The following is a 17,578-nucleotide window of genomic DNA, read 5'->3' as shown; positions in this document are numbered from 1 at the left end:
CCTCCTCCCGATAGCGCCGCTTTCCGGGCGGCATCAATCGGTCATAGTGGAGGCGCGTCTGGCCAATGGTCTTGGACTATTGCGTCAGGTCTTTGGCCGATGACGTCGCTGCATGAAGGCGGTATTCTCCGGGTGGGATCTGGAAACGTGCCCGGAACTGGCGATTGAAATAGGACAGGTCGTTGAAGCCGGCATCGAATGCAATGCTGGAAATCCGCTCCGATGTGCCCGCGTATTTCTGACCCATGAGCCGGTCGCAGACATAATCGAGCCGTGTGCCTATCAGGCAATCCGACAGCGATGAGCCCGCAGCCTGAAACCGGCGCTGCAGGGCACGCAGGCTGACCCCCATCGCCGATGCGACGCTCGCCGGGGTGCATTCGGGATCGCGGAAGCGCTGGCGGATATAGGCGCGCGCCTTGGCGACAAGCAGGTCATCGCTGGTGCGAACCGACGGAAGACTGCCGGCTTCAAGCCCGCAAAGATAGGCCCCCATCAGATTGAAGAAGGCTTCGCTTATGAAATGCTGCTGGGCGGCGGCATCCTCCGCATTCACCAGGCGGTCGATGGTGGCGCGAAGGGCCATGCCGATCTCGGTGGAGCCGGGGATCGGACAGCCGCCGAGTGCTGCCGTACCAAAACGGTGCGCGAATTCGGAACGGTTCAGATGGACGGAATACTGGAGGCTGCCGCTATCGCCATAGAGAAAGCGCGACGGATAGGCTGAATCGATCATGATGAAATCGCCTGGTGCAAGACGCACATCGGCATCGCCCTGCCGCATGACCGAGTGTCCCGACTTTTGCAGGACGAGAAAGAGGTGCTCGGCAGAATCCTGACGGATGCAGCGCCAGTCCCGGTTGATGCGCGCAGCGCTGTTTCGCACGACCGCAACCGCCAGCGCCTGACGCTGTTTCAGCGTGATGATGCCACGCATGTCGCGCGCACCATCCGGCGGCGAGACCAGAAACTGGCCGCAAACATTGCGCACACCAGCCTGGAATGCATCGAGCGATGCCAGGCTGTTTGTCTCGTTAGACGGCATACGGTTCCTCCCACCTTTCCTTGTTCTCCCATCGAGGTTCTCCCAGTCAGGAAAGGCAGGGGAAGCGTAATCAGCTTTCATCGGCTCGGCAAGCCGGTGGCGTTGCCGGCCTCAGGAAGAGGAGGGACTTTCCTGTCCGCGAACCATCATTTGTCGCACGAAAACCGGTAGAACTATGATCGCCCCAGCCAATGTGGCGTAGAGGTCCGGAGCGACAAACAGGATGGCAGCGAAGGCAAGAAGGAGCCGCTCATAGACGCGCAGCGGTGCAAAGAGCCAGCTTGAGAACGCTGCTGAGAGCATCCAGATGCCCAGCATCGCGCCAATCGTTGCCAGGAAAAACTCGTTCCAGGTGAAACTGTCGGTGACGAGCAGCATGGATGGCGAGAAGACGAACACGAAGGGCACCAGCGCCTTGCCCATGCCCAGCCGGAAGGCAGTGTTGCCGGCCTTGAAAGCGTTGGCGCCGGCAATGCCTGCCGCGGCGTAGGCTGCAAGGGCAACGGGCGGCGTGATGTCTGCCAGAACGCCAAAATAAAACACGAAGAAGTGGGCCACGATCGGCTCGACGCCAAGCAGGCTGAGGATGGGGGCCGCTACCGCGATCATGATGAGGTAATTGGCAGTGGTGGGGATACCACAGCCCATAAGCACACAGACAATGGCTGTCATGATGAGGGTGAAGAGCAGGGTGAGCGTGTTTACGCTGAACAGCTCGAAGGGCAGGAAGGCGAGGCTGTCTGCCACGCTCTGCGCCCAGCCGGCGGCGACCGAGGTGACCATATAGGCGATCTTGAAGCCGACGCCGGTAAGCGTGACGACACCGATGATGACGCCGACGAGGGCCGCGGCAGCGGTGACTGAGAGCGAATACTTCGCCCCGACAACGAAGCCTTCCCAGGTCTCGCGGACGCTCTCGGTGATCGCTGTTTTCACATCGTGCCGCAGGAAATTCTGGATGACGAGCACGAGCAGACACGCCGTGATGCCCCAGAAGGCCGCAAGGTAGGGGGTTTTGCCCGAAAGAAGGATGGCGACCAGCACGAAGAGTGGCAGCGTGGTGAGCCAGCCGGCCTTGAAGACCGTCCACGCGACCGGAAGCTCATCCTTGGTGAGACCGCGCAGGCCGCGGCGGCGCGCTTCCAGATGCACCTGAACCAAGACGCCGAAGAAGTGCATGAAGGCAGGCACAAGCGCGGCGGTCAGGATGGTGGTGAGCGGCACGCCCAGATATTCGATCATCAGGAAGGCGACCGCGCCCATGACCGGCGGCGTGATCTGGCCGCCTGTGGAGCTTGCAGCCTCAACGGCTGCCGCGAAATGGCGAGGATAGCCGATGCGGATCATCGCCGGGATGGTGAGCGAGCCTGTCGTCACCGTGTTGGCGATGGAAGAACCGGAGATCGAGCCGAGCATGGCGGAGGAGAGCACCGAAACCTTGGCAGGGCCGCCGGAATAGCGGCCGGCAAGAGCCGATGCGAGATCGATGAAAAGCTGCCCGAGGCCGATGCGGGTGGCGAGCACACCGAACAGAACGAAATGGAATACATAGGTGGAGATGACGCCGAGCGCCGTGCCATAAATGCCCTGGCTGGTCAGGTATAGATGGTTGACGATGTTGTCCCAGCTGGCACCCGGATGGGCGAGAATGCCGGGCATCGACTGGCCGAAATAGGCATAGGCGATGAAAAGCAGCGCAATGACGGGCAGCGGCCAGCCCATGGCACGCCGCGTCGCTTCAAGCAGTACTGCGATCAGCACGGTGCCCATGATGACATCGATGGGCAGCGGATCGCCGACGCGGAAGGCGAGCTCGTTGAAAATCCAGGGGACATAAAGCGCCGATACGGCACCCGCGATGGCGAAAATCCAGTCGAGAACAGGCAGGCCAAGCGGGTAGAGCAACCCGCGGCGGGGTTCGCGCGGTTGGTGCCATGCAGCGAAGAAGACAAAAATCAGGGCGAGGGTGAAGGCCAGATGCAGACCGCGATGGGTGGTGGCCTGCGGGATGCCATATCCCGATGTGTAGTAGTGATAGCAGGAGAGGATGAAGAGGGCACCGCCGGCAACCCAGCCGAGCAGTGACGGCAATGGTCTGAAGCGAACTTCGGAATCGAACTGCTCCTCAAGCGCCTTCATTTCCTCTTCGGTCAGCGCTTCGGCACGATCGGTATCAGGTGAATGGGCCATCCTGCAAAGCCTCTCTGGACATCATCATAATCGCATTTCGATGGCGGATAGAGATGGACCCGGCCTGCGGTCATACAGGTCGGGTCCATTGGTCGTCATCGAGTTTTCTGAGCGTTATTCGCTCAGCACGCCCGCTTCGCGGTAGAACTTCTCGGCACCCGGATGCAGCGGGATGCCCACACCGTCAAGCGCGGTTTCCTTGGTGATCTGACGGCCCTTGAGGTGGCCGGCATCGAGGAGTTTGCGGGTGTTTTCGTTCCACAGGGCCTTGGTGATCTCATAAATGAGTTCTTCAGGCTGATCGGCGCTGGTGATCCACTGAGCACCGACGGAAAGGGTGGTGACATCCCCGTCAACGCCTTCATATGTGCCGCCGGGCACGGTGTTGGCAGCAAAGAAACCATGCTCGCCCGTGACCTTTGCTGCCTCATCACCGGCGATGGAGACGAGCGTGATCTTGTGCTGGCTGGCGAGTTCTGCAATGGCGCCAGCGGGGAAGCCGCCGACAAAGAAGAAGGCATCCATCGCGCCGTCGCGCATACGCTCTGCGGCCTGATCGGGCTTGAGGTAATGGGCTTCGACATCCTCTTCGGAAAGGCCGTAGGCGTTGAGGATGATGCGGGCGTCAACGAGAGTGCCGGAGCCGGGCTCATCGAGCGAGACGCGCTTGCCCTTCAGATCATCCACACTGTCGATGCCGCTTTCGGCGCTCGCCACAAGGTGAATGGTCTCAGGATAGAGATTGGCGATCGCGCGCAGCTTCTCGACCGGCTCACGGTCTTCCCAGATGCCGGTGCCGCTATGGGCCCAGGTGGCGACATCCGACTGGGAGAAGCCGGATTCAAGCGAGCCACCCGCAATGGCGTTCACATTCGCCACCGAACCATTGGCCGAAAGAGCCGTGGCAATCAGGCCCGGAACACCGCAGGAACCGCCTTCCTCGCAGGGGCGCGAGCCGGGCGGGTTGGAGATCGCATTGGCGATGAGGCCGCCGATCGGATAGTAGGTTCCGGCGGTGCCGCCGGTGCCTATCCGGAAAAACTGGGGCTGCTGTGCAAGTGCCACGCCACTCGCGGCAAGGCCGCACAAAACCGCTCCAATAATCGCAAAACGCCGTCTGTTCACGTGATCCTCCCAGACAATAAGAATGAAACTCTCTATGAGCTAGCATTCATTGTGCCAGCCATCAATCTTTGATGATACCCTATTCATGTGATCTGTCACATTTGCACCGGGACTCGGCGCCAGTCGGGTCTCGAACCGGAATGATGGGGCTTGCCTGCGCTGCAAGTGTCTGTGGAAGAGCGTATTGGAGGTAATTTGGCCAAGTGCATTCACACCATGATCCGCGTCTTGAACGAGGAGAGATCAGTCGCGTTTTACAAGACCGCTTTCGGACTGGAGGTGGCCGATCGATTCGATTTCGACGGTTTCACCCTTGTATACCTACGCAATACGGAAGCTGATTTTGAGGTTGAACTGACCGTCAACAAAGGACGGACCGAACCCTATCAGTTGGGCGACGGTTATGGCCATCTGGCGGTCGCCGTGGATGACCTCGATGCCGAGCATACACGTTTCAGGGAGGCTGGGCTGAAGCCGCGCGACATTGTTTCGTTCGAACGCGAGGGCTCACTTCTGGCCCGTTTTTTCTTTGTGGAAGATCCTGACGGCTACAAGGTCGAAGTTCTGCAGAAACACGGTCGCTATCGCTGAGGACAAAAGGGCCCGCCTCATTGGCCGGCCCACCCGCTCCCCGGCATCTAGAGCGGTTCACCGTTTTACGGAAACGCTGCTCCGCTCAATCCATCAGTTTTTCCGCATTTTTGCGGACGTCAGGTGATCCCACCTGACTGCAAAATGCTCCATACAGCAAAAAGGCGCGGGAAACCCGAGCCTGTAAGCCGTTCATGTCAAAAGGAAAACTGGAGCGGGCGATGAGATTCGAACTCACGACCCCAACCTTGGCAAGGTTGTGCTCTACCCCTGAGCTACGCCCGCTCGGCTTGTCGCTTCCGACGGCGCGCTTATAGTCTGATCTCGCCGGCAAATGCAACAGGAAATCGACAGCGCTGCTGCGGTTTTTTTGATTCCGTATGCGATGGCTGAAGACGGCTCGCGGAGAGGGGCGTTTCCGGCCTTGTCGGGCTTGCCTTCATGGGCTGCGCGCGGTTACCAACCGCACCAACGATTAGCGACCATGCGAGGCTCCGTCGTGGCAAAATCAACTGAGGCGCTGCTGGAATATCTGCAGGAACTTGGCATTGAGGTGAAAACCCATCGCCATCCTCCGCTGTTCACGGTCGCCGATTCGCAGTCATTGCGGGGAGAAATCCCCGGTGGGCATACAAAGAACCTCTTTCTCAAGGACAAGAAAGACAATTTCTTTCTCGTCACCGTGGATGAGGATGCGCAGGTGAACCTGAAAACAATTCATCACAGGATCGGCGCGGCGAGCCGTGTGTCTTTTGGCAAGCCGGACAAGCTGATGGAGTATCTCGGGGTCGAGCCAGGATCCGTGACCGTGTTCGGGGCCGTGAATGACGATCAGCGCAAGGTAACAGTGGTGCTCGACGCGGATTTGTTAGACAATGATGTCATCAATGCGCATCCGCTGACCAACGAAGCGACCACTTCGATCGGCCGCGATGATCTCATGCGTTTTCTTGAAGCGGTCGGGCATCCACCGCTCGTCTTGAAAGTGACCGAGTGATCGCCACATTTGGTGCGACGACAGATACTCTATCGGCAAGCCGGCAGATGCCATGGCCACGCCGAACGGAAAGCAGGGAAGGGGCGTTTATGACCAACGGCGACAATCCATACGGAAAGCCTGAGAACTATGGTGCCGCAGGTGGGCAATATACAACCAATGTGGATTTTGCAGGGGGCGCGCCAGCGTCCGAACCTGCTGCTCCGGCCGGCCAGGGGTTTTCGCTTTCGGACGCGCCGCAGACACCGGCCGCTGACCTGATAAAGGACACGACGACCGCCAATTTCGCAGCCGACGTTATCCAGGAATCGCGCAATCAGCCCGTCCTGGTGGATTTCTGGGCCCCGTGGTGTGGCCCCTGCAAGCAGCTTACGCCGATCATAGAGAACGCCGTGCGCGCGGCTGGCGGCAAGGTGAAGCTCGTGAAGATGAACATCGACGAGCATCCCGCCGTCGCCGGACAGCTTGGTGTTCAATCGATCCCGGCGGTCTTTGCGTTCAAGGACGGGCAGCCAGTCGATGGTTTCATGGGCGCGCTCCCGGAAAGTCAGGTCAAGGCATTCATCGAAAAGCTCACAGCCGGAACCGGTGGCGATGAAATCGCCGGTGCGCTCGAAGCGGCGAAGGAAGCCGTCGCCAATGGCGACCAGCAGATGGCGGCGCAGATTTACTCGGCTGTTCTTCAACGGGATGCGGAGAATGTGGAGGCCATCGCCGGACTGGCTGACCTGCTCTTCGAGGCTGGCCAGAAAGAGCAGGCCGAGCAGGTGCTGGCACAGGTGCCGGAAAAGTACAAAGAGGCCGCACCCATCGCCGCCGTGCAGGCCAAGATCGCGCTTGCCGAACAGGTGGCCAATCTGGGTGACAGCGCCGCCCTGGAGCAGCGCCTTGCCGCGGACCCGAACGATCATCAGGCGCGGTTTGATCTGGCGCTTTTGCAGAATGCCAAGGGCGATCGTGCGGCGGCGGCCGAAAGCCTGCTGACCATCATACGCACCGACCGCGAATGGCAGGATGACGGCGCGCGGGCACAGCTTCTCAAATTCTTTGAAGCATGGGGAGCCACGGATCCGGCGACCCTGTCGGCACGGCGTAAACTTTCTTCGCTGCTGTTCTCATAAGCCTTTCGATTATTTGCCTATTGGGAGGACTGCTCCAGATATCGGGGAAAGATCGGGAGATGTCATGTGAAGGCAGGCAATAGCTCGTACCGCAGCGGGCGGGATATCGACAGTGTGATTCCCGTGTTTCCATTGTCTGCGGCCCTACTCTTGCCGGGTGGGAGATTACCGCTGAACATTTTTGAGCCGCGTTACCTCGCCATGACCGACCACGCCCTTTCCGGATCGCGGCTGATTGGAATGGTTCAGCCGCGTCTCGATGGGGCGAAAAAGGCGGATGGCGAACCTGAACTCTGCGATGTGGGATGTGTCGGGCGCCTCGGCTCGGTTTCGGAAACCGGCGATGGAAGGTATCTAATCACACTGATCGGCATCTGCCGCTTCAGGGTACTGGAAGAGTTGAAGGTCAAGACGCCTTTCCGCCAGTGCCGCATCCTGCCTTTCGAGGCCGATCTGCATGACGGGCCCGATGAACAAGAGGTGGACCGCAGCGCGCTCTTGAAGGCATTGCGTGCCTATCTCGATGCCAACAATCTGGAAGCAGACTGGGACAGCGTCCATCAGGCGGAAGATGCGAGCCTTGTGAATGCGCTGTCCATGATGGTGCCCTATGGGCCGGCTGAAAAGCAGGCATTGCTGGAAGCGCCCGATCTGAAAACGCGTGCCGATACACTGATTGCAATTACGGAAATCGTTTTGGCGCAGGGCGGCGGCGAAGCCGGGCACCGGCTCCAATAGCGGATGTGCTTGCAAACCCAACACTGGAGCATCGAATGCAGGGTGAAGACGATGACAGAGAGGGAACGGCACTGGATCCCAAGCTGCTGGAACTTCTTGTCTGTCCGTTGACCAAGGGGTCACTGCGCTGGGACGCGGAGAACAGCGAACTGATCTCGAAAAGCGCCAAACTTGCCTATCCGGTGCGCGACGGGATCCCGATCATGCTGCCATCGGAGGCGCGACCCCTTGATTGAGGCCGCGCCCGGCATTTTCTATTCGCGGAAGCTTTCACGCGGGGTTGCCGCCTGCCGTCCGCGCGCGGCGCGCAGTGTGGGCAGGGCGAGCATCAGGAGCACGAATGCGCCGGTGGCGAGCTTGAGATCGGGCGGCGGCATGCCGGCTGCCAGACACAGCGAGACAAGCTGGTAATAAACCATCGCACCGGCGAAGGGGGCGAGCAGCTGCCGCCAGACAGTCGCCTTGCCGACTATGGCCTCGCCGATCATCAGGGCTGCAAGGCCGTTGATCAGGATGCCGAGGCCCATATTCACATCGGCAAAGCCCTGCGACTGAACCATCAGCGCACCGCTGAAGGCCGAGAATGCGCCGGCAAGGCCGATGCCGCCAATGGTCGCCGCCCAGACATTGATGCCCTGCGCTTCGGCCATGACCGGGTTGGCGCCCACGGCGCGCACGGCCGTGCCCTTCTCCGTGGTGAAGAAGAAGTTGAGCGCCAGGAAGATAGCCAGCGTGATGACGCCCACGGCAAGGATCTTGGCCAGCGGGAAACCAGGCTGCACGAACGGCACCCAGTCGAAGATGGTTTCCGTGCCGAACACCGAAAGGTTGGAGCGGCCCATGATGCGCAGGTTCACGCTGTAGAGCATGGTCATCACGAGGATGCCGGCCAGAAGCGTGTGGATGCGGAAGCGCAGATGGATGAAGGCCGTGCAGCAGCCGGCGATGAAGCCGGTGAGCAGCGCCAGCCCGATGGCCGTGAGGGGCCCGAGGCCGGAGGCGAGCGCGACGCCGCACACGCAGCCACCGAGCGGGAACGCGCCTTCGCTGGTGAGATCTGGAAAGCTCAGCATGCGGAAGGGGATCATGATGCCGGCGACGACGAAGCCGAGGATCAGGCTTTGCGCAAGCGTGACCGGAATGAGGGCGACGAAGCTCGTGAGCGTGGTTTGAAGAAAATCGATCATGGGTCAGCTCGCGAGCAACATGCTGTCGGTCTTGGTGGCGAAATGGCCGATCAGGTCGGGGACGGTCACATTGGTCTTTTCTTCTCCGCCGATTTCCAGATGGACACGGCCGGCATTGAGCATGATGACGCGATGACCGAAATCCACGGCGTGCTGCATGTTGTGGGTAACCATGAGTGTGGTCAGTTTCAGCGCTTCGACAGCGCGAACGGTCGCCTCCATCACAATGTCGGCGGTGCGGGGGTCGAGCGCTGCCGTGTGCTCGTCGAGGAGAAGGAGATCGGGTGATCCGCCAACGGCCATGATGAGCGAGAGCGACTGGCGCTGGCCGCCGGACAGAAGATCGACACGGGTGTTGAGACGGTCCTCAAGGCCGAGACCCAGAATGGCCAGGCGCTCGCGGTAGTCGGTCAATCGCTTTGCATTGAGACCATGGCGAAGCGTGCGCCTGGAGTTGCGTAATTCGGCAAGCAGCATGTTCTCGGCCACCGTCATGCTGGCGGCGGTGCCGAGCATGGGGTCCTGAAACACACGCGCAATGCGCTTGGCGCGCTTGTGAACGGGCAGGCCCGTCATGTCCTCGCCGTTGATGAGGATCTGTCCGGAATCGAGCGCGAGCGAACCGGAAATGGCATTGAGCATGCTGCTCTTGCCGGCTCCGTTGGAGCCGATCACCACACCGAATTCTCCGGAGTTGAGGGTGAGATCAAGCCCGTTCAAGGCGATCTTCTCGTCGGGTTGTCCCCGATAGAACACTTTGCGTGCGGCACGGATTTCCAGCACCGGCACCTCCCATGAAATGAACGCGGCGCCTGTTGGAAGGCGCCGCGTCTCTGGCTGAGCGGATTACTCGACGATGCAGTCGCAGTCGGCAAACTCTTCGGGGATCTCGATGCCGAAGGCGGCCATGGCCTTTTTCGAGATGCGCGGAGCGTGGTCCTCATAGGCCGGATTCATGGGCGGGATCGTCTTGGGATCGGCGCCATCGAGGATCTGCAGGGCAATCTTGCCTGCGTTAAGGCCGACCTGCTGGTAGTTGACGGCGAAGCTTGCCGGAACCACGCCGTCGGACACGGCACCATCATCGGAGTTGATGATCGGGATGCCGGCCTGCCTCGCGGCGGCGGAAACGGCAGCGATGGCCGGCTGGAGAAGATTGGAAGCGGGCGTGTAGATCACATCGGCCTTGCCGGCGAGCGAGGCAATGCGCTGCTGGATGTCATTCACATTGTCGACGCCCACGGGGACGACCTCGAAGCCGGCGTCGGGTGCGGCAGCCTGAACCTTTTCAAGCAGGGCGACGTCATTGGCCTCGCCGGGATTGTAGGGCTGACCAATGCGCTTTGCATCCGGAACGAGCTTCCTGGCGAATTCCATGACGGCGGCGACGTCCTGCAGGTCGGTGGCGCCGGTCATGCCTTCATCGCCCGCTTCCCAGGAGGGAACGAGCTTGGCGGCAACCGGATCGGTGACGGCGGAAAAGACGATCGGGATACCGGAACCGGCAAGCGCCTTCTTGGCGATCTGGGAAACCGGCGTTGTGACGGTATACACGAGGGCCGGGCCTTCGGCCTGAAGCTTGGCGATCATCTGAGGCACCAGCGAGGCATCGAAATTCGTGTGGCTTTCAGAATAGACAACATCCTTGCCTTCCTCATAGCCACCGGCAGCGAGAGCGTCCTTGAAGCCCTGAATGGCGGTGTTGAGCTGCGGGTGCTCGCCGAAATTGGCGATGCCGATGCGGATTGGTTCCGCGCTGGCCGCGCCAAGGCCGAACAGAATTGCACCGGCAGCCACAATGCCGCGCAGCGATAAGCGTGATTTTTCAGTCATGTCATTCCTCCCAGGGCCAGGGGCCTGCAAAAACGGGGCAGTCAGTAAACTGCGTCCTTGCCAAACACAAAGTCAGAGATCGCGCGCCTGTTGCCGCAACCCCTGCCGGATGATGTTCCGCATCTAATATGCCGGGCCTCCCCATCCGTTGAAGGGCCATCATATCGCCGGGGCAATGCCTGTCAAACACTATATATAATCGTTGAACAGAGATGAAATTATATATACTTTTGTTCCCCGAGGAGGAGCAGAGTTGCATCAAATGGTGGTGGATGGCGCGGAGCCGCTGACGAAGACCGAAGCAGCCTATCATCAGCTTCGGCGCGATATTCTCGCGACAAGGCTCATGCCGGGGGCGCCGTTGCCGATCGCGGCCCTGCGCAAGGCCTATGGCTTTGGCTGGACGCCGCTGCGCGAAGCGCTTTCGCGATTGGAGGCAGAGCGGCTTGTGACGGCTGAAAGCAATCGGGGCTTTTCGGTCGCGCCGGTTTCGCGCGCGGAACTGGAAGACCTTTCCAAGGCGCGGCTGGCGGTGGAAACCACGCTGCTGGAAGAATCCATTCGCAAGGGCAATGCCGACTGGGAGGCTGCGGTGGTGACCGCACATTATCGTCTTTCGCGCTGTCAGATACCTGCCGAGGGGCTTTCGGATGATGCCCTGCATGACTGGGTGGAGAAGCATCAGGCCTTTCACGAGGCGCTGCTTTCCGCGGCTGATGCCACGTGGCTCAGGCATTTTTATGCGCAGATCTGGGGTCAGTTGTGCCGGCACCACATCTTCCTCACCGTGACACCTACCCTGCGCGCGGCTGCGGGGGCTGAGGATGGTCACGAAGCGGCCATCGCGGCTCTCGACGCAGCCATGTCACTTGACCAGCATACGCAACTCATGGAGTTTGCCCTCGACCGCAATCTGGAGGGGGCGCTGGCACTGATGAAAGAGCATGTGGGTCTGACGGTCGACGTTTTCACCCTTGCCGATCTGGATGGCGCAGGCGGCGGGGCCGCCGGAACCAGGGCATGAAGAATACGGGTCGCTCCGTTCTTGCGGGGGCGGCGCTTTGTTGTTCAGCCGGGGCGGCCTGGGCTCACGCATCCGAGCGCGGCTATGTGCTGCTCCTGCCCACCGACTACTATCTTTTCGGTGGCATGCTTGCGGTTGCACTAAGCTTTCTCGTCCTTGTTTTTCTTCCAGTTCGGGGTTTGGAGCGACTTCTGGCGCGGCGTGTCGCGCTTTTTCCGGTCGCTCTGGAGGGCCGGGCAGTGGCCAGCACGGTCTCCTTTGTCCTTCTTGCGGGGCTGGTGTTCGCCGGATTCTCTGGCAGCCGCGATCCGCTCTCCAATCCGTTGCCACTGGTGATATGGACGCTGCTCTGGGTGGGCGTGACTGTCCTGCAGGGCGTGCTTGGCAATGTCTGGGCGTGGATCAATCCATGGTATGGACCCTGGCGGCTTCTTGTGAGGTTTGGAGTGCCGGAAGACGGGGTCAGAGGCTTGCCCTGTGTGCTGAGGCAATGGCCGGCGTTTCTGACCCTGTTCGGTTTCGCCTGGTTCGAGCTGGTTTATCTGGCCCCGGCCGATCCCGAGCGGCTGGCGATGGTCGTATCGCTCTACTGGTGTTTCACCTACGCAGGCATGATTCTTTATGGTTATGAACCATGGATCCGCCGTGTGGAATTCCTGACGCTGTTCTTCGGCATGCTCTCGCGCCTCTCATTCTTTGCGCTGAGCGAGCCGAACGGGCGGCAAAAGCTTACGCTTGGCCTGCCGGGCCACAAGCTTGACGATGCGATGGCACTGTCGCTTTCGGGCATGGCCCTTCTGCTTCTGGCTCTGAGCTCGGTCTCCTTTGACGGCCTCAAGCACACCTTCTTCTGGCTCGATCTCATTGGCATCAACCCGTTGGAGTTTCCCGGTCGATCGGCTGTGGTCGGGGCGAGTTCCTTCGGGCTCGTCGCCATGTTCGGGCTTCTTTTCTCCGGCTTTATGGGAGCGGTCTGGCTTGGTTGTCGGCTGGCCCGGGAGGGCGACTGGCTGAAACTCGCCGGGCATCTTGCATGGTCGATCATCCCAATCGCGCTTGCCTATCACTTCTCGCACTATCTGGTGAGCTTCACCATCAACAGCCAGTATGCGCTTGCAGCCCTATCCGACCCATTGATGCGGGGCTGGAACCTGTTCGGAACGGCAGGCCTGCATGTGCAGGCGGGCGCGACGCTGGGGGCGCAATCGGCCTGGATCATATGGAATGCGCAGGCATTCGCGATCATTGGCGGGCATGTTCTGGCGGTGGTGCTGTCGCATTTGATCGCTTATCGCCATTTTGGCTCGGCTCAACGCGCCACGATGAGCCAGATTCCTCTTGCGGTTCTCATGGTCGGATACACGGTTTTCGGTCTGTGGCTGCTGTCTGCGCCAACCGCCGGCTGAAGAAATGCAGGATTTCTGGAATAAATTTCCTTGAAGCGCATTTTCGCGTGACAGCCGTTCTGTCGATCTCTGCTTTGCAGTAACTCTTTGTTTCTTCGATATTTTGTCCCCCGTTGGCAATTCCGCTGAAGCCCGAAATGCACTAGAACACTGGCGTAGTTCCCTTGCGGCATGTCCTGTTGCCAAGGGAATGGTTTGGTGATTTAGTTTGTACACAAGTGATTTTTCCGACGCTGGAAAATGCTTCCAACCGTTGGAAATGCTCGGTCAAACGATCACAACAATGGGGAACCGGCATGAGTGAAAATCGCAAGTCTCTTATCAATTTAAACAGTGGCCTGACGCGCAGGTCCGCGCTCAAGGGATTGGGTGCTGCGGCGGGTCTGGTGGCCGCACCGGGGTTCGTGCGCTATGGCCAGGCGCAGTCTTCCGAGCCCATAAAGATCGGTTTCCAGTGCCACCGCACGGGCATCGGTGCGGCCTATGGCCGTTGGTATGAACGGGTGACGACGGCTGCCGCCAAGCGCATCAACGATGCCGGCGGCATCAATGGACGTCCGCTTGAAATCATCATTGAGGACGATGGCACCGACCCGAAGCGCGGTGCGGAAGTGGTCGAGAAATTCGCCAATCAGCACAAGGTCGACCTGGTCTATGGCACGCTGTTTTCCCATGTGGTCGTCGGCTCGGCACCGGCTGCAGGCGAACTGAAAATTCCCTATTACGTGGTGAGCGAGGGCTATCACGTGGCCTCGGGCAAGATGAACCGCTACTGCGTGCAGCCGGGCATCACCGATGTGAAGGCGCAGGCCCGCTCCATGGCGCCGTGGATTGCAGGCAATCTCGGCAAGAAGGTCACGCTGGTCTATCCCGACTACGCGTTCGGCCATGATCACCGCGATTTCTTCACCCCGGCCATCGAGGCGCAGGGCGGGCAGGTGGTTGCCAAGGTGCCGATCCCGCCGACAGAGACCTCGTTCACCCGCTATTTCCCGCAGATCCCGCGTGACACGGATGTGATCTACCATGTGATGGTGGGGCCGGCCGTGCTGACTTTCGTGAAGGAGATGGGCGAATTTTTCGGTTCCGGCGGGCCGCAGCTCTTCGGCTTCATCGATTCGCTCGAGGCCGTCGATATCGCAAGCCCGGGTCTGGAATTCCTCGAGGGCAGCCATTTCTGGGAAGGCATGCCGCGCTATGCGCAATCCGACCAGCCGGACTATGTGACCGCCTACCGCGAGGCCGTCGGCATCGACGAGAATGGCGCCAGCGTGAACGACGCAAAGGATGTTTCCACGGCGGCCCATATGTTTGGTTGCTGGGAGACCCTCAACATCATCAAGGCCTCGATGGAAGCCTGCGATTACAAGGGGCCGGATGACCGCGCCGCGATGATCGAGGCAACCGAGGCGATGACCGAGATGGAGGCCGGGCCGGACCACCCGCAGGGCAAGAAACTGTTCAATGGCAAGATCCATCAGGTCTTTGGCGAACAGAGCATCAGCCAGGTGAAGGACGGCAAGCTGGAAGTGGTGCATCGCACCTCCATCGAGGATGGGGCGTACGAGCCCGAGGCCGATTACACGGCAATGTCGTTCTGACATGTTGCACGGGGCGGCGTTCGCCCCTCACCGTCACCCTCTCCCCGTTTGCTGGGAGAGGGGGCGTCAGCGTTGTGGCCTTCATTCCGTGTTGGCTGGGACGCCGGTGAACTTCCTTCGGCTTCTCTCATGAAAGTGCGCTTGTGAATGGCCTTCGGTCCGTATTTTCTCCTCGCTACGCTTGAAGGGCTGGTGACGGCGGCTGTCCTGTCGCTGATTGCGCTCGGCCTTTCGCTTGTCTTCGGTGTCATGCGCGTGGTGAACGTCGCCCATGGCGAATTCTACATGCTGGGCGCGGTGCTCGCCTGGTGGGTTGCCTCGCTGTTCGGCGGGCATCCGGCAATCGGTTTCATGGTGGCGCTGGTGCTGAGCCCGCTCGTCGTCGCCGCCATCGCCTTTGTTGCCGAGCGGCTGGTTTTGAGCCGGCTGAAGTATGAGCCGGAGGCAACGATCGTTGCCACGATTGGCCTGCTCTACATCATCCAGCAGCTGGCACTGACGTTTTACGGGCCCGAGGCGCGACCGGTGGAGGCTCCATTCCACTATCGCATGCAACTGCCATGGTTCGGCTATTCTGCCTACAAGCTGGCCGTGATCGGCTTTTCAATCATCATGATGCTGGCGACGTGGTTTGTGCTGACGCGTACGAAGATCGGCCTCGTCATGCGGGCTACCCAGTTCGACCGGGAGACAGCACAGGCCTTCGGCATTCCGGTCGGGCGCGTCTATGCCGGCGTTTTCGCGCTGGGGGCAGGGCTGGCCGCTGTTGCCGCCGTGCTGATCGTGCCCATCCAGCAGGCGCATTATCTCATGGGACACGATCCGCTGCTTCTGTCCTTCATTGTCGTGATCATCGGCGGTCTGGGATCGTTGCGCGGCACGGTTTTGGCGGCGGTGCTGATCGGCCTGTCGGATGGCATCATCTCGATGTTCTTCTCGCCGACACTCGCCAAGATGCTGGCGACGCTGGCTGTTGCGATGATCCTGGTGTTCCGCCCGCAGGGCCTGTTCGGAGCGGCGGCACGATGACCAGACTGACCCCTTCGACAAAATCCATTGCGCTGCATGTGGGCGTGGTTGTGCTTCTACTGGCACTCAACTTCCTCTTGCCGGAATATCATCGTGGCGTGTTCGCGCGTGTGCTGGTGCTGGCCGTCTTCGCCATGGGCTACAATCTGGCCTTTGGCTATACGGGCCTGCTCAGCCTTGGCCACGCGATGTTCTTTGCAGCCGGGCTCTATGGAGCCGGGTTGACCATTTATCATCTGGAATGGAGCGTGTGGCCGGCCTTTGGCGCCGGGCTCGCCGCCGGCGTGGTGGTGGCGCTTGTAGTCGGCTTTCTGGCGCTGCGCACCACGGGTGTCGCGTTCATGATCGTGACGCTGATGTTCGCGCAGGTCTTCTACCTGATGACCCTCTATTTCACGACCTATACGCGCGGCGAGGAAGGGCTTGTTCTGCCGCAGGAAATGCGGGTTCTGGGCTTTCCCGGCGGGGTGCTTGATCTCTCGGATCCGTCGACGCGCTACCTTGTGGCGCTTTCGCTGTTCGCGATCGTTCTGGCTGCGATCCTGTTTCTGGTGCGCGCACCCTATGGCCGCTCGCTGATCGCCATTCGCGAGAACGAGGAGCGCATGCGCATGCTGGGCTATGACGTTTTCGTCAACAAGCTGATGGCGGTGGTGCTTTCGGGGCTTTTCTGCGCTGCATCGGGTGCGGCCTATGCCGTGCTCTTCGGCTATGTCGGGTCCGGCTTTGCGGCGATCCAGTATTCCATCCTGCCGCTGCTGTGGGTGCTGGTCGGTGGGGCGGCGACGACGCTCGGGCCTCTGATCGGCACGCTGTTCATGTTCTATGTCATCGACACAGCTTCGAGCTACACGACGGCACATCTCATGGTGGTCGGTCTGGTGCTGATCGGCGTCATCCTGTTTTTCCCCAAAGGCATCATCGGTACGGTGCGTGAAAGGTGGTTGCCATGGCTGCCGTGAAGCCGCTTCTTGAGACCCATGAGCTTGGCCGCTCCTTCGGCGGGCTGCGTGCGGTCGATGGCGTGGATTTCTCGCTGCCGGAAGGCGAGACGCACGCGATCATCGGGCCGAACGGGGCCGGCAAGACGACCTTTGTGAGCCTGATCTGCGGGCGTGTTGCGCCCACCGATGGCCGCGTCGTCTTCGATGGGAAGGACATTTCGCTTATGCCCGCTCACAAGCGGGTGCGGGCGGGCATCGCCTACACGTTTCAGATCACAAGCGTGTTTGCCAATCTGACGGCCTTCGACAATGTGGCGCTGGCGGTGCAGCGGCAATTGATCGACGATCATGAGAGGGGGCTTTCCTCACGCGCGCTGACCGAGCACGGCATGGACGCGCTTCAGAAGGTCGGGCTTGGGGAATATGCCGACAAGGTGGCCGGCAATCTTTCCTATGGCCACCAGAGGCTTCTCGAAGTGGCAATGGGACTGGCGCTCAGGCCGCGTCTTCTCATCCTTGATGAGCCGACGCAGGGCCTTTCCGACAGCGAGATCGAGAATTTCATCGCGCTGGTGCGCCAGATCGGCGAGGAGGCGACGGTGCTTCTGATCGAACACAATATGGATGTGGTCATGGCGCTTGCCGAACGCATCACGGTGATGGAGCAGGGGCGCATTCTCGCACAGGGCGCGCCTGCCGAGATCCGCGCAAACCAGGCCGTCCAGCAGGCCTATCTCGGAGGTTGAG

At 60.5% G+C, this 17,578-nt stretch carries 17 protein-coding genes and 1 tRNA gene; 11 read left to right on the top strand and 7 right to left on the bottom strand.

Annotated features, from left to right (window positions below):
* Positions 1 to 76: 76 nt before the first annotated feature.
* The 3 genes from HF949_RS00485 to HF949_RS00475 all read right to left on the bottom strand — a co-directional run bounded on the left by HF949_RS00485 (position 77) and on the right by HF949_RS00475 (position 4,360).
* The gene (locus HF949_RS00485; RefSeq protein ID WP_292897563.1) at positions 77 to 1,045 is read right to left on the bottom strand and encodes a helix-turn-helix domain-containing protein; all 969 of its coding nucleotides are present in this window, start codon (positions 1,043 to 1,045) and stop codon (positions 77 to 79) included.
* Positions 1,046 to 1,156: 111 nt separating this feature from the next.
* Positions 1,157 to 3,235 (bottom strand): TRAP transporter permease, encoded by a 2,079-nt coding sequence (locus HF949_RS00480; RefSeq protein WP_292897561.1) that lies wholly within the window; start codon positions 3,233 to 3,235, stop codon positions 1,157 to 1,159.
* Between the two features lie 114 nt (positions 3,236 to 3,349).
* On the bottom strand, positions 3,350 to 4,360 hold the full coding sequence (locus HF949_RS00475; protein WP_292897559.1) for a TAXI family TRAP transporter solute-binding subunit: 1,011 nt from the start codon (positions 4,358 to 4,360) through the stop codon (positions 3,350 to 3,352).
* 195 nt (positions 4,361 to 4,555) lie between these two features.
* Here HF949_RS00475 and HF949_RS00470 point away from each other — a divergent pair, with 195 nt between their 5' ends.
* Positions 4,556 to 4,951 carry a VOC family protein gene (locus HF949_RS00470; RefSeq protein WP_292897557.1) on the top strand — a complete coding sequence of 132 codons (396 nt, stop codon included), beginning with the start codon at positions 4,556 to 4,558 and terminating at the stop codon, positions 4,949 to 4,951.
* Between the two features lie 210 nt (positions 4,952 to 5,161).
* Here HF949_RS00470 and HF949_RS00465 read toward each other — a convergent pair.
* Positions 5,162 to 5,236, bottom strand: a tRNA-Gly gene (locus tag HF949_RS00465).
* A gap of 199 nt (positions 5,237 to 5,435) precedes the next feature.
* Between HF949_RS00465 and HF949_RS00460 the strand changes: the two genes are divergently transcribed.
* The 4 genes from HF949_RS00460 to HF949_RS00445 all read left to right on the top strand — a co-directional run bounded on the left by HF949_RS00460 (position 5,436) and on the right by HF949_RS00445 (position 8,043).
* Positions 5,436 to 5,948, top strand: a complete 513-nt coding sequence (locus HF949_RS00460; protein ID WP_292899956.1) for a prolyl-tRNA synthetase associated domain-containing protein — start codon at positions 5,436 to 5,438, stop codon at positions 5,946 to 5,948.
* Positions 5,949 to 6,037: 89 nt separating this feature from the next.
* On the top strand, positions 6,038 to 7,069 hold the full coding sequence (gene trxA / locus HF949_RS00455; RefSeq protein WP_292897555.1) for a thioredoxin: 1,032 nt from the start codon (positions 6,038 to 6,040) through the stop codon (positions 7,067 to 7,069).
* A gap of 66 nt (positions 7,070 to 7,135) precedes the next feature.
* Positions 7,136 to 7,807, top strand: a complete 672-nt coding sequence (locus HF949_RS00450; RefSeq protein ID WP_292897553.1) for an LON peptidase substrate-binding domain-containing protein — start codon at positions 7,136 to 7,138, stop codon at positions 7,805 to 7,807.
* Between the two features lie 35 nt (positions 7,808 to 7,842).
* Entirely contained in the window at positions 7,843 to 8,043 is a 201-nt protein-coding gene (locus tag HF949_RS00445) for a Trm112 family protein (RefSeq protein WP_292897551.1), read from the top strand.
* An 18-nt stretch (positions 8,044 to 8,061) separates the two neighbouring features.
* On the opposite strand, the gene HF949_RS00440 is transcribed toward HF949_RS00445, so the two are convergent.
* The 3 genes from HF949_RS00440 to HF949_RS00430 form a co-directional block, all read right to left on the bottom strand.
* Positions 8,062 to 8,991, bottom strand: coding sequence for an ABC transporter permease (locus HF949_RS00440; protein WP_292899955.1), 930 nt, complete (start codon positions 8,989 to 8,991; stop codon positions 8,062 to 8,064).
* A 6-nt stretch (positions 8,992 to 8,997) separates the two neighbouring features.
* Positions 8,998 to 9,777 (bottom strand): ABC transporter ATP-binding protein, encoded by a 780-nt coding sequence (locus HF949_RS00435; RefSeq protein ID WP_292897549.1) that lies wholly within the window; start codon positions 9,775 to 9,777, stop codon positions 8,998 to 9,000.
* Positions 9,778 to 9,840: 63 nt separating this feature from the next.
* Complete coding sequence (locus tag HF949_RS00430) at positions 9,841 to 10,827, bottom strand: ABC transporter substrate-binding protein (RefSeq protein ID WP_292897547.1); 987 nt, start codon at positions 10,825 to 10,827, stop codon at positions 9,841 to 9,843.
* A gap of 262 nt (positions 10,828 to 11,089) precedes the next feature.
* Between HF949_RS00430 and HF949_RS00425 the strand changes: the two genes are divergently transcribed.
* From HF949_RS00425 to HF949_RS00400, 6 genes are all read left to right on the top strand, one after another.
* Positions 11,090 to 11,851, top strand: a complete 762-nt coding sequence (locus tag HF949_RS00425; protein WP_292899954.1) for a GntR family transcriptional regulator — start codon at positions 11,090 to 11,092, stop codon at positions 11,849 to 11,851.
* Positions 11,848 to 13,257: a hypothetical protein gene (locus HF949_RS00420; RefSeq protein ID WP_292897545.1), complete on the top strand. Its 1,410-nt coding sequence runs from the start codon at positions 11,848 to 11,850 to the stop codon at positions 13,255 to 13,257. The genes HF949_RS00425 and HF949_RS00420 overlap by 4 nt, the downstream gene beginning before the upstream one ends.
* 296 nt (positions 13,258 to 13,553) lie before the next feature.
* Positions 13,554 to 14,858 carry an ABC transporter substrate-binding protein gene (locus HF949_RS00415; RefSeq protein WP_292897543.1) on the top strand — a complete coding sequence of 435 codons (1,305 nt, stop codon included), beginning with the start codon at positions 13,554 to 13,556 and terminating at the stop codon, positions 14,856 to 14,858.
* 147 nt (positions 14,859 to 15,005) lie between these two features.
* On the top strand, positions 15,006 to 15,887 hold the full coding sequence (locus HF949_RS00410) for a branched-chain amino acid ABC transporter permease (protein WP_292897541.1): 882 nt from the start codon (positions 15,006 to 15,008) through the stop codon (positions 15,885 to 15,887).
* A complete protein-coding gene (locus tag HF949_RS00405; protein WP_292897539.1) occupies positions 15,884 to 16,849 on the top strand; it encodes a branched-chain amino acid ABC transporter permease in 966 nt (321 codons plus the stop codon). Before HF949_RS00410 ends, HF949_RS00405 begins: the two co-directional genes overlap by 4 nt.
* Positions 16,837 to 17,577: an ABC transporter ATP-binding protein gene (locus tag HF949_RS00400; RefSeq protein WP_292897537.1), complete on the top strand. Its 741-nt coding sequence runs from the start codon at positions 16,837 to 16,839 to the stop codon at positions 17,575 to 17,577. The genes HF949_RS00405 and HF949_RS00400 overlap by 13 nt, the downstream gene beginning before the upstream one ends.
* Position 17,578 lies beyond the last annotated feature (1 nt).

The sequence above is a fragment of the Nitratireductor sp. genome (assembly GCF_017794765.1).
Classification (GTDB): Bacteria; Pseudomonadota; Alphaproteobacteria; order Rhizobiales; family Rhizobiaceae; genus Nitratireductor.
Note: the sequence above shows the minus strand (reverse complement) of the source record. Positions and strands in the feature narration are given on the sequence as shown.